The 12,766-nt window shown below is 44.2% G+C and carries 11 protein-coding genes; 2 read left to right on the forward strand and 9 right to left on the reverse strand.

What is annotated here, in order from left to right:
- Window positions 1-7 precede the first annotated feature (7 nt).
- The 4 genes from phnE to ACQCVH_RS12355 form a co-directional block, all read right to left on the reverse strand.
- Window positions 8-763 carry a phosphonate ABC transporter, permease protein PhnE gene (phnE, locus tag ACQCVH_RS12340; RefSeq protein ID WP_426835970.1) on the reverse strand — a complete coding sequence of 252 codons (756 nt, stop codon included), beginning with the start codon at window positions 761-763 and terminating at the stop codon, window positions 8-10.
- An 11-nt stretch (window positions 764-774) separates the two neighbouring features.
- Window positions 775-1,677 carry a phosphate/phosphite/phosphonate ABC transporter substrate-binding protein gene (gene phnD / locus ACQCVH_RS12345; protein ID WP_426835971.1) on the reverse strand — a complete coding sequence of 301 codons (903 nt, stop codon included), beginning with the start codon at window positions 1,675-1,677 and terminating at the stop codon, window positions 775-777.
- Between the two features lie 120 nt (window positions 1,678-1,797).
- Complete coding sequence (gene selD, locus ACQCVH_RS12350; RefSeq protein WP_426835972.1) at window positions 1,798-2,847, reverse strand: selenide, water dikinase SelD; 1,050 nt, start codon at window positions 2,845-2,847, stop codon at window positions 1,798-1,800.
- A gap of 44 nt (window positions 2,848-2,891) precedes the next feature.
- Window positions 2,892-3,887, reverse strand: coding sequence for a glycosyltransferase (locus ACQCVH_RS12355; RefSeq protein WP_426835973.1), 996 nt, complete (start codon window positions 3,885-3,887; stop codon window positions 2,892-2,894).
- A gap of 245 nt (window positions 3,888-4,132) precedes the next feature.
- On the opposite strand from ACQCVH_RS12355, the gene htpG reads away from it, so the two are divergent.
- Window positions 4,133-6,004, forward strand: coding sequence for a molecular chaperone HtpG (gene htpG, locus ACQCVH_RS12360; protein ID WP_426835974.1), 1,872 nt, complete (start codon window positions 4,133-4,135; stop codon window positions 6,002-6,004).
- Between the two features lie 147 nt (window positions 6,005-6,151).
- On the opposite strand, the gene ade is transcribed toward htpG, so the two are convergent.
- Both ade and ACQCVH_RS12370 read right to left on the reverse strand, forming a co-directional pair.
- Entirely contained in the window at window positions 6,152-7,894 is a 1,743-nt protein-coding gene (gene ade / locus ACQCVH_RS12365) for an adenine deaminase (RefSeq protein WP_426835975.1), read from the reverse strand.
- 33 nt (window positions 7,895-7,927) lie between these two features.
- Window positions 7,928-8,380: a nucleoside deaminase gene (locus ACQCVH_RS12370; protein ID WP_426836158.1), complete on the reverse strand. Its 453-nt coding sequence runs from the start codon at window positions 8,378-8,380 to the stop codon at window positions 7,928-7,930.
- Window positions 8,381-8,624: 244 nt separating this feature from the next.
- Here ACQCVH_RS12370 and ACQCVH_RS12375 point away from each other — a divergent pair, with 244 nt between their 5' ends.
- Window positions 8,625-8,996, forward strand: coding sequence for an rRNA methyltransferase (locus ACQCVH_RS12375; RefSeq protein WP_426835976.1), 372 nt, complete (start codon window positions 8,625-8,627; stop codon window positions 8,994-8,996).
- Window positions 8,997-9,491: 495 nt separating this feature from the next.
- Here ACQCVH_RS12375 and ACQCVH_RS12380 read toward each other — a convergent pair whose 3' ends face one another.
- From ACQCVH_RS12380 to ACQCVH_RS12390, 3 genes are all read right to left on the reverse strand, one after another.
- Window positions 9,492-9,968, reverse strand: a complete 477-nt coding sequence (locus ACQCVH_RS12380; protein WP_426835977.1) for a staygreen family protein — start codon at window positions 9,966-9,968, stop codon at window positions 9,492-9,494.
- A 77-nt stretch (window positions 9,969-10,045) separates the two neighbouring features.
- Window positions 10,046-10,816 carry a hypothetical protein gene (locus tag ACQCVH_RS12385; protein WP_426835978.1) on the reverse strand — a complete coding sequence of 257 codons (771 nt, stop codon included), beginning with the start codon at window positions 10,814-10,816 and terminating at the stop codon, window positions 10,046-10,048.
- A 428-nt stretch (window positions 10,817-11,244) separates the two neighbouring features.
- Window positions 11,245-12,690 (reverse strand): alanine/glycine:cation symporter family protein, encoded by a 1,446-nt coding sequence (locus ACQCVH_RS12390; protein WP_426835979.1) that lies wholly within the window; start codon window positions 12,688-12,690, stop codon window positions 11,245-11,247.
- Between the last annotated feature and the right edge of the window lie 76 nt (window positions 12,691-12,766).

Consider the following 12,766-nt stretch of genomic DNA (forward strand, 5'->3'; position numbering starts at 1 on the left):
CCTCCTTTTATATCACTTTATTTCTGACAAAGCTTCCAAACAAATCGACGATTACTACAATGATCATAATGATCAGCACATCCAGTGAAACAGCCGAATAGTGGAAGGTTTTGAAATCATTGAACAATCTCTGTCCTATTCCGCCTCCGCCGATAAAGCCAAGAATCAGAGAGGTCCGGATCGCCACCTCGAACCGATAGAAAAACTGGGACAGCACATTAGGCCAGATTTGCGGCAGGATGCTGAACAGGGAAGCAAACCAGCTTTTGGCGCCGACTGCCCGCATGGCTTCCTGGGGTCCGCGCTCTGAAGACTCTATCAATTCTGATACCAGCTTTCCAAGCACACCTGCATTATGGAACAGAATGGCCAATACAGCAGGGAAAGGACCAAGACCCAAGGCTGTAAGAAGGATCAGTCCAAATACGATTTCCGGCACTGAGCGGACGAAACTCAGGCCAAGCCTTGTCACATGATAGACTGCTTTAGATGGAGAAGTATTCCTTGCGGCCAGGAAACTGAGCGGCAATGCCACCAGCAGGCCAAGGAAGCTTCCCAGAAAAGCCATTGCCAATGTTTCCATGCTGTCCTGGAGCATTCGGGGCAGGAGAGAGAAATCCATTGGAAACCACTGCGATAAAAAATCGATCATATTCCGGAAGTCCCGGAATTTCGAAAGATCGAACTCAGTAAGACGGGCACTGGCTAATACAGCCAGTGCCAAAAGAATAACAGTAAAAATACTACGGCGTTTAAACCACACAATAATCAGCTCTATTCGTTAATGATTCCCTGTTTGACTGCCGCTTCCCTGATGCTTTCGTAATCCTCGTTGGCAGCCTTTGTGAAGCCGGTGGCACCAAACGCACCAAGCACATCTTCGTCTTCGATCGCCAGGAATGTTTCCTGGAGCTTCTCTATTGTTTCTTTATCTGTATCTTTATGGACTGCCCAAGGGTATTGGAAAAGTTTCTCAGATTCCCAAATTGTCTTGAACTGTTCTCCATCGATTTTCCCGGACTCTACAAGCTGATTATAGATGGCGCTGTCAATCGCGCCAGCATCCACCTGCTTGTTTTGGACAGCCAGGGCTGTTGCATCATGGGACCCTGTGAATCTGACTGATTTGAACTTATTGTCATCCTCGGATGTATATACACCCTGATCCTGCAGTTCGATGGAAGGGATAAGTGAGCCGGAAGTCGAATTGATATCACCGAAGGCAAAATCAATGTCTCCTGCTGCAGCTACAAGGTCTTCCATGTTATTGTACGGGCTGTCTTTATGGGTGATGATATAAGAATGATAGAAAGGCTCTCCATCTATCAGCTGGGTGATGATCGCTTCAGCGCCGCTTTTTTCGTGTGCAACCACATAAGTAAGCGGTCCAAAATAGGCCATATCGATTTTATCGTAGTTCATCGCTTCGACTACGCCGTTATAATCGGGGTAAACCTCGACATCCACTTTCCGGTCCAATTCTTTTTCAAGAATCGACTGAAGCTTATCCATAGCCGTTTCCATTGCACCTTCCGTTTGTACCGGTATGACGCCAATCGTAAAAGCTTCCTCATTATTAGTGCTGTTTTCTTTTTGTTCTGTGCCTTCCTCTGAACCGCAAGCGGCAAGAATCATGATCAGCGTAAAGGCAGCTGCAGTCATTAGCCATTTTTTCATCCAAAAAACACCTCTTTAATATAATTGACTGGAATGGGAGAGAGGCAGCAGCGGCCAGAGCCGCCTCAGCAGCTGCCTGACATCCCATACCCCTTAAAAAAGGACTCTAATCGAGTCCTTTTACAATACTTTAATCTTCCCAGGAGATTGGTCTGTTACTTCCCCAATGATAGCTGAAGTGACATTTCTCTCTTCAAGAGCCTTTTGCAGTGCTTCAGCTTCCGCCTCAGGCACTGAGATCAGGAGACCTCCTGATGTGATGGCATCACACAGGATCAGCTGGGTTGTTTCATCAATATCAGGGCTGTACTCAATCCGCCCTGACAGCCATTTGTGGTTTTTCCTTGAACCGCCGGGAATGATATTCTGTTCGGCAAGCTCGAGTGTCCTAGGGAGGACAGGTACACTTCCGCTGTTAATGATGACACCGGCATTGCTGCCTTCAGCAAGCTCGATCGCATGGCCGAGAAGGCCGAAGCCGGTCACATCGGTACAGGCGTTCACCTGGAAGCTTTCCATAGCTTCTGCGGCATCTTTATTAAGTGCAGCCATCACGTTCATGACATTATCAATATCTTCCTTATCGAGAAGGTCCCGCTTGATCGCTGTCGTAAGGATGCCGACACCGATCGGTTTGGTCAAAATCAAACGGTCGCCAGGCTTAGCGCCGGCATTCGCCCTGATTTTATCGGGATGGACCACACCTGTGACAGAGAGTCCGAATTTAGGCTCCTGGTCATCGATCGAGTGTCCTCCGACAAGGGCGGCCCCTGATTCCTTGACTTTGTCTGAAGCTCCTGCCAGGATGTCAGCAAGGATGCTCTTATCAAGAGTGCTGATAGGGAATCCGACGATATTCATAACTGTGATCGGTTTTCCGCCCATTGCATAGACATCGCTTAATGAGTTGGCAGCCGCTATCTGGCCGAACATATAAGGGTCATCCACAATCGGTGTGAAAAAGTCGAGCGTCTGCACTAAAGCAACATCATCGCTTATTTTATATACTCCTGCATCATCGGAAGTATCAAGCCCGACAAGCAGATTTGGATCAGGTACAGCTTTGGGCAAATGACGCAGAACCTGCGCCAGGTCCTCAGGACCAATTTTGCATCCTCAGCCGCCTTTAGTTGATAGTGAAGTCAATTTGATGATTTCTTCTCTGGACATGATTTCCTCTCCTTTCATTAAACAAGGGCTGTCCCAAACAATGTTCAGGAAGGGGCAAGCACCCTGCTGTATATCTTCAGCAGATTTTCGGCCTCAGATACATTAGAGTGGTGTTCTGCTATGTAATTTTTAGCAGCAGCGCCAAGTTTTTTTCTTATCTCGTAATTATTGATCAACCGCTCGGCATAAGCAAGAAATTCGACTTCATTATGGTAAACAAAGCCAGTGATCCCGTCCTTTACAATACTTATATTTCCTTCATTGGCCGAAACTAATACAGGCAATCCGTAATCCATCGCTTCAATAATGGCTGCCGGCTGTCCCTCGGAAATAGAAGTGTTCAGGAGGGCATCCGCCCATTCGTAAAAGCTTCCCATCTCGCTGTGGGGAATCTGGCCAGTATAGCTGACCCATTCTTCCTGTTCCGCCAGCTTTTTCACGTATGATCCTTCTTCTTCTTCTATGACCGGCCCTGAAATCACTAAACGGATGCGCGGGTATCTGTCATGGAGTTTCTTTAAGGATCTGATTGCGAACGGGATATTTTTGATTTTCCTGATCCCTGCTGGAAGCAGGAAAACAAATGTATCTTCCTCTTTCTTAAAAACAGGCTCCATTGGTTCAAACAGACTTCTTCCCTGTGGAATGACATAGACCTTTGCTGCTGCATCAGGAACTTCACGAATGAGAAGCTGCTTTGCCTGTTCGTTAAAGACCGTAACGGCTTTTGCTTCGCGAAGCGTCCTGATCACAGCCTGCCGCCTCTCGTGATCAAAAAGATCCTGATTTAGATCTGTGCCAGTCATCGTGATAATATAGCAATCTATCGGGACACCCAGCTTTTCCTTATAAAGAAAAAAGCGGTAGGCATGAAAACCATGGACGATATCTCCTTCGGGAAGGGGTGAAGCCGGAATTTCAGTTGAAGAAACGATTACCGTATCTGTGCCTAACCTGCGCAGGCCTTCTGAGATCCTTTTTACGGTGATTGTATTTCCACGTTCCTGATGGAAATTGGGAGAAGCCAATATAACCTTCATCCATTCACTCCTTTATGTTTAATCTCAGCTGTGGGAACTATTAACTTATAATCCGGAAAATCATATTTCCAGCCAGTATAGTCATACCCTCAAAATTATACCGGAATACCTCTTGAAATCAAGAGAACTGCCCTCTTTTTTGAAAGTGAGTTGACAGAACAAAAGAAGTTGTGATATTTAACAATTAGCACTCTTTATCAGAGAGTGCTAATAACACTTCAACTTTTCAGGAGGGAGAAATAAAGATGGTAAAGCAGCAATTCAAAGCAGAGTCTAAAAGACTGCTGGAGATGATGATCCATTCCATTTATTCCAAGAAGGAAGTATTTTTGAGAGAGCTGATCTCAAACAGCAGCGATGCCATTGACAAGCTGTACTACAAAGCGCTGACAGATGATTCCATCAGCTTCAATAAAGAAAACTATTACATAAAAATCACCCCTGACAAAGAATCGCGTACCCTTCGGATCAAAGATACCGGGATCGGGATGACCAGGGAAGAACTTGAAGATAATTTAGGCGTCATCGCCAAGAGCGGCTCATTGAATTTCAAAACTAAAACAGAGCTGAAAGACGGCTATGATATCATAGGCCAATTCGGCGTCGGCTTTTATGCGGCCTTCATGGCTGCCGACTCCGTAACTGTCATCAGCAGGGCCCAGGGAAGCACAGAAGCATACAAATGGGAATCAGAGGGGGCTGAAGGCTTTTCTATTGAGCCTGCCGTCAAGGAAGAGACAGGTACAGAGATCATCTTGAAAATAAAAGAAAATACCGAAGAAGAAAATTATGATGAATTTCTTGAAGAGTATTCATTAAAGAATATCATCAAGAAATATTCCGACTTTATCCGCTATCCGATTCTAATGGATGTGTCCGGCAGGCGCCCGAAGGAAGGCGAAGAAGGTGAGTTTGAAGAATACACGGAAGAACAGACCATCAACAGCATGGTGCCGATCTGGCGTAAAAATAAAAGCGAGCTCACGGAAGAAGACTACGAAAAGTTTTATGCAGAAAAGCACTTTGGTTTTGATAAGCCGCTGAAATCAATCCATATCAATGTTGACGGTACCATCCGCTATAATGCTGTGCTCTTTATTCCAGAGAAGATTCCGTTCGATTATTATTCTAAAGAATACGAAAAGGGGCTCGAGTTATATTCAAACGGAGTCCTTATCATGAATAAGTGCGGTGAGCTCCTGCCTGATTATTTCAGCTTCGTGAAAGGGATTGTCGACTCAGAAGACCTGTCCCTGAATATCTCGCGCGAAATCCTGCAGCAGGACCGCCAGCTGAAGCTGATTGCAAAGAATCTCGGCAAAAAAATTAAAAGCGAATTGCAGTCTATGCTGAAGAACGAGAGAGATAAGTATGAATCATTCTATGATTCCTTTGGCAGACAGCTGAAATACGGAGTGTACAGCGACTTTGGCAGCAACAAGGAAATGCTCCAGGATCTGCTGATGTTCCATTCTTCAAAAGAAAACAAGCTAGTCACACTGGATGAATATATTTCTAGAATGCCTGAGGACCAGAAGTATATTTATTATGCTGCCGGGGAATCCATCAGCCGGATTGAAAAGCTCCCGCAGACAGAGCTTGTCGCCGACAAAGGTTATGAAATATTGTACTTTACCGAAGATATAGATGAATTTGCCATCAAGATGCTGTTGAACTACAAAGAGAAGGAATTCAAGTCTGTATCCAGCTCAGATTTGGGGATTGAAGCTGAGGAAAATGATAAGAGCGAAGAAAAAGCCTATCAGGAAATGTTCACAAGCATGAAGGATCTGCTGGCAGGCAAGGTGAAGGAAGTCCGTGCTTCCAAGAGGCTAAAAAGCCATCCGGTCTGCCTGGCAGCAGAAGGGGATCTGACAATCGAAATGGAGAAGATTCTCAACAGCATGCCGGACAGCCAAAATGTAAAAGCGGAGAAAATCCTGGAGATCAATCCTAATCATGAGGTCTTTGCTTCACTGCAGAATGCGTTCGCAAATGACAAAGAGAAGCTGGCTTTATACACCAATCTACTATACAACCAGGCTTTGCTGATCGAAGGATTGCCGATCAGCGATCCTCTGGAGTTTACAAATGATATATGCAAAGTTATGAATTGATCTTCAATCCTGCTCAATAGTAACAAAAAAGACGAACTTTCATAGACCATGAGAGTCCGTCTTTTTTGTTATTTTTCTTAATTTAACTATTAAGGCTGGAATATTTTTAGAATAAAGCTCTTCATTTTTATATTGCTGCGTTCGGAGTTAGTCGTCGGCATCAATTAAAATAAAAGCTGATTGAGTAACACTGAATAATCCGGAGGCAGTCAGCTTAATTTCCGGGATAACAGGAAGAGCCAGGAAGGATAATGCCAGAAAAGGGTTAACATCTTTTGTTGCACCTAGATGTTTCAGGGCATTATTGACGTCTGCCAGCATAGTTGCGGCTTCTTCATAAGACTGATCGGACATTAGTCCCGAAACAGGCAGCTTCAGCAAGGCAAGCATCTCGCCATCCTTAATGACAGCAAGGCCGCCCTGCATGTCTTCTACAGCCCTTAGAGCAGCTAACATATCTTTATCATTTGTGCCTGCAATGATGAGGTTGTGTGAATCATGGGCTACCGTAGAGGCAATCGCTCCGGATTGAAGGCCGAGCCCTTTAACAATTCCCAATCCGATATGCCCAGCTGCACGGTGGCGCTCAATGACGGCCAGATTCAAAAGATCCCTTGATGTGGAGGGCTGAAAGCTGTTTTGGCTGTCCAGATCAATTTCCTCAATTATATGCCTGGTAACCAGGCTTCCAGGGATAATCTCTATGACGTTGGCTTTATTTCCTGTCATTCTGATTTTTAAATCTTCCTTGCGGGTAATGCTTATTTTTACCGTATTTTTGAACATGGCTGCAGGAGGCACGCCTCTAAAACAGCCTTTTGGCAAAAGTTTACCAGCAGAAACGACTTCAACGCCTTCTTTAAATACCCGCTCAATGATCAGCTCCTCAAGCGATTCAAGGAAAACCATATCAGCTTTATACCCAGGGGCCAGTGCTCCCTGATTCTTCAAACCAAAACACTCTGCTGCATTCAGGGTCGCCATTTGAATGGCAGTTATAGGAGGGAGGCCTGACTTCACTGCCAGCCTAATATGGTGGTCAATGCTTCCTTCCTCAAGCAGGTCATCCAAATGCTTGTCATCTGTGACGAACAGACATCTGCGGCTGTTCTGCTGATTGACTGCAGGCAGCAGTTTCTCAAGATCCTTTGCTGCAGTTCCTTCGCGGATCATCAAATACATCCCTTTACGCAATCTTTCCTTTGCTTCTTCAGCGGTTATTGCTTCATGATCGGTGCGGATGCCCGCAGCACTATACACATTTAACCCGGATGCGCCTAAGCCTGCAGCATGGCCATCGATTTTTTTCCCGGCAGATTCTGCTGCAATGATTTTCTCGATCATGTCAGTTTGTGCATTCAATACAGCAGGGTAGTTCATGACTTCTCCAAGCCCAAGAACTCTGGGGTGGCTAAAGAATGGCTTTAGATCAAGAGAATCCAGCCTTGCACCGGCATATTCAAAATCAGCAGCAGGAACTGAGGAAGGCAGCATAAAATAAAAATCAAAAGGCAGTCCTTCAGAAGCATCCAGCATGTACTGCAGACCGGAAATGCCTGATACATTCGCAATTTCATGCGGGTCTGCAACAGCAGCAGTCACACCATGAGTCAGCAGCACCCTGGCAAATTCCCCGGGGGTCAGAAGGGAGGATTCAATATGGACATGGCCGTCAATGAATCCAGGAGAAATATAGCTTCCTTTTGCATCGGCAATCTTATGGCCCTCATACTCGCCAATGCCCGCGATATACCCGTCTGCGATGGCGATATCCCCATATAAGATCTCACCGTTAAAAACATCTATGATCTTTCCATTCTTAATGACCAGGTCAGCAGGCTCTCTGCCGGCAGCTACTGCGATCCGGCGTACCAATCGTTCTTTTATCATTTTTATCCTCCTAAAAAGGAAGTACTTTATATTTCAATAATCAATCTTAGAAAAAGATTTCTCCCATAATTTAAACGGCATTAAAGCTTCATCCATTTTAACCTGCCGCATTTCTATGCTGCGCTTTTCAAGCGGGAGGGAGAGCTGTTCATAAATAAACTGATCATCAAATCCTGCAGCGGCTGCATCTTCTTTTGTACAGGCAAAATACACTGCCTTTGGGCGAGCCCAGTAGATAGCGCCAAAACACATTGGGCATGGCTCACAGCTGGTATAGATTTCACAGCCGCTCAGCTGGAAATCCTGCAGATGCAGGCAGGCAGCACGAATCGCCTGTATTTCTGCATGTGCTGTAGGATCATTAAGCGAAGTGACCCGGTTTGTGCCTGTGCCGATCACCGTGCCATCCTTTACAACAACCGCTCCAAAAGGACCTCCCAGATGGGCAGCAGCATTCTCCAAAGCAGCCTCGACTGCATTTCCCATAAAATACAGGTTTGTCAAAAGGATCACTCCAATGTGGGGTTTTTATATATTATTAAGGAGATTGTGACAAATAGCATTTGATATGGAAGTAAATCTGACAGATATTTTTAAAAAATGGATGCAAAAATGTAATCTAAGCTGCCAAAGTGTCCATTTTGCCTCAAAAGAACATACGTTCCTATTATAAGAATCATTAAATGATATAATGTTTTATACAGGAAAACTCCTTAGAAAGGTGATTATAATGTGGAAAAACGTAAACGGAAAATTAGTTCAATTAACAGATGAATCAAGGGTTAAGTTCAGGACAAATATCAGCAAAGCATTGATTGAACGGCTGAATGATCTGGCATATGAACATGATACACATGTTAATTATTTACTGGAAACAGGGCTCAAAAAAGTCCTTGAGCAGAATTTTATAGAATTCAATAAGAAAAATCGGCCCAAAGACAGAATCCAGTATAAAACGACTTATGACAGGGGTCTGATTGAACAAGTTAAAGCATTCGCAAAAAAGCATGATGTATTTATAAATGACGTAATAGAATATAGTGCAGGCTACATAGATATAGATTCAGTAAAAGACAGCGGACATAAACACCGGATAGAGTAGGCAGCTGGCGCTGTCTAGTTTTTTTAAAACAACGCCCCGAACATAATATATATTATAGGAAGTCATATAAATGAATGAATATCCAGTCTCAATAGTTAAGTATACTTAAGATAGTGAGACGAATTAAAAATTTTACGGGATTTTACTATTAATGTGTTTATGGACCAATTTGCTGGGATTTTTATAATGATTATCTATTATTCAATATCCTAATTTTTTGCTGCTGGCTTCCAGTATACCTACATACCTACAATCATACATATCGGCATCTATATACTTAATGCAGCTTTATATTTGTCGGTTATTTTTCTCATTATTAATTTCTCTTGATTTATAAACTTATTTAAGTGGTTCTTTTGCACAGCTGTACCTTTGCTTTAAAAAAACTCATTTTAATTTACATAATATTTTTATATTCCATTTCCTCCCCTGCATCTGTCTCAGCTTATGTAAAACAAGCCCCGGTCATTGCCTGGAGCTTGTGTTCTGTCATTTTTAGATAACCGGCTGCTGTAAGCTATTTAAATACTGTCTTGGTGTCCCATAGTAAATGATCTTGCTGAACTGCGGATATACGGAATCAAACTGCACGTATATCGGTGAATCCAGCAGCCACGGATAGCTTGAGAAAAAGCTTCTGTCTCCGTAAATGATCGCTTTCAGCGCTAAATCGATTTCACGCTGAAAGATTATAAAACGCACCTTTGAGAATTTTTCGTCAAACTCTCCCCCGCTCACATATACCGCTGCTTTAAGAACATATTGCCCCATCTGAGGCAGCCACTCAGCCAGAACTTCATCCCTGAATTTATTATTGACGGTGCTGTAATCATAATCACAACCAACGCTAAGAAACACGTTACCGGTCTCATCTGAATGTGTAAGCGTATATTTCCTGGCATCGACAGGCTTTTGCTCTGTTGCCGGAGCCAGGTACCGGACGCTTAGTTTCTGAGGATCAAATTGACTCATAGCAAGCCGCTCTCCCTTCGGAAAGAAGTTATTCCTGCTATAACATATGAAGTTAGTCTCATAAGGGTGACAAAGGCCTATTTCTTTTTATGCCCCCTCCCTGTCTCATACAGCTTGGTTTCAAGCAATTTCCAGCTGCCATTTTCATATATCCATGAAGATTCAGCAAATGCTATCGAATCAGCATGATAAGCCCCGCTGATCTGCTGTACACCCTTTAAGCCGATTTTTCCTTCCCCAAGCATGATGGGGATGAGTGTCCCAAAAGGATCGACCATCAGTTCAGCCGGCTCATTCAGTTTGCCTTTATTATAGAGTCCCAGGCGTTCGTAGTCTTCTTTTCTCTCTGCCAAGTCAAAAGTATAAGATTGGCCTGTCGCAGGAATGGAAACAGAGGCTTTATAGCCATCCAGAAATTCACTGTCGATGACTAAAGGTTCCGGAACAGTCAAATTTTCAAGTTTGAAGTCTTTTAAGGTATACAAGTAGTAGTTGGAGAGGCCGCCGCTGCCACCAGTGGGAACCGTTGCGAATAGATCCTTTACTCCATCATGGTTCAAATCGCTGAACCTGACCGAAGGCTCATATCCCCCGTCTAAATCCATCCTGTAAGTCTGGCCATTCGAAGCTTCAATGATCACGTAAACTTCCTTTAAAAAGGCGGCCCCTTCTTCATATGGAATTCCTTTTATATAAATGGTTTCTTTTTCTCCATCTCCTGTTATATCTTCTTTCTTCTTTTCGACCGTTTCTGCCTTGTCAGCTTGTTCAACTGCATAGGCACCAGTTATGGCTGACACTGACATAAAGAAAAATGCCGCAAATGCGAACAATAGTTCCCTTCTCATAAAAACCGCCCTTTCCGAACAATTTTATTCGTATTATGTCCAGATATGGGAAATCTATGTACCTGTTCAAAGACTATATTTTTATGCTTTTTGACTGAGGCTGTTGATATGCACTCCAGGCACTTCGCTTTCCACTGGTCGTCGCTGTGCATCCTCGAGCTAGCACGCTATGGGGTCTCAGCTTTGCCGCTGCGTTCCCGCAGGACTTTGAATCAGCTTCCACGAATCTGCATCGCACGAAGAAAATGCGCATGCATTTTATGAGGAGTCTCAGTGCCATCCATTCCGATCAACAGGGCTTTGAGAATCTTGCTGGGTCTCTTATGAAGAGGGTTCAGACGCTGGTTTTTTCCTCAATACTGCAAAATGATTCTCCTGCTATATAAATAAAAATGGCTTCCCTGCTAAGGGAAGCCATTTTCTTTAGTTCAATTCAATTTTTTCTTCTTTAAAGCCTGCTCTTTCGTTTCCCAGAATTCAATGTTTTTTAATCCCGGGATGCTGTCAGAATAAAAGACAGGATCTTTTCCTTCTCTGCGCTGATTTTTGTAGTCCTTCAGCGCTGCAAATGCTATTTTGCCCAGCATGGTGATGGCAATCAGGTTGATGATGGCCATGATGCCCATGAACAGGTCGGCAAGTCCCCATACAACTTCAAGATCGACTGCTGCACCGAAAATGACCATTCCTATCACTGCCAGCCGGTAAATAAAGAGAGCGGTCTTGCTTTCTTTAATAAATTCCATATTTGTTTCACCGTAATAATAGTTGCCAATAACAGAGCTGAATGCGAACAAAAGGATTGCGATTGCTACAAAGTAGCTTGCCCATGAGCCTATATGCGTTGCAAGGGCAGACTGTGTAAGCTCGATCCCTGTCAAATTTGTTCCCGCATAATCACCTGATAAAAGGATGATAAAGGCTGTAGCTGAACAAATCAGGATCGTATCCACGAATACCCCTAGAGTCTGGATTAGACCCTGTTTCGCCGGATGTGTAACGGCAGCTGTAGCAGCAGCATTCGGCGCGCTCCCCATACCCGCTTCATTGGAGAAGAGCCCCCGCTTGATCCCCATCATGACGGCAGCGCCCATGGCACCCCCGGCTGCTTCCCTGAAGCCGAATGCACTCTCAATGATCAAACCGAACATAGCGGGAATTTCAGTAACATTCATAATCAGGATAACAATAGCGAGAATCAGGTAGAGAACAGCCATGACAGGCACAAGCACCTGTGATACATGGGCAATACGCTTGACCCCTCCAAAGATAATGACAGCCGTAAAAATTGCCAGCGCGATGCCGATCCACAATCTGCTGATCCCGAAGGACTGATTAAATGCCAGTGAGATGGTATTGGACTGGACAGAGTTGAATACCAGCCCGAAACAGAAGGTAATGATAATCGCGAACAATATCCCCATCCAGCGCTTGTTTAAGCCTCTTTCCATATAGTAGGCAGGACCACCGCGGAATCCGTCTTTATCTTTTACTTTATAAATCTGGGCAAGCGTGCTTTCAACAAAGCTGGAAGCCGCTCCAAGAAAGGCGATGAGCCACATCCAGAATACTGCTCCCGGTCCTCCACCTGCAATGGCTGTAGCGACACCCGCCATATTTCCTGTACCAATGCGAGAAGCAGCACTGATGCTGAACGCCTGGAATGAAGAGATTCCCCTCTTGCCTTCAGCAGAAACCATCGACTTATCGCCGAGGATCCTGAACATTTCCTTAAAGTATCTCAGCTGGACAAATTTAGTCTTGAAGCTGAAATACAATCCCAGCAGAATCAATCCTGCTATTAAAATATATGTCCATACAAAATCATTTACCAGGCCAACATATTCCTGGAATTCGTTCACAAAAGTCTCCATTCGTTTCCCCCTTGGCTGTCTGTCAGCAACTTGTTATCTTGAAATAGTAACTCTCTTAAATCTATCAGAAGTTTCG

The organism is Bacillus infantis (genome assembly GCF_050107595.1).
GTDB classification, from domain to species: Bacteria; Bacillota; Bacilli; order Bacillales; family Cytobacillaceae; genus Bacillus_AB; species Bacillus_AB infantis_C.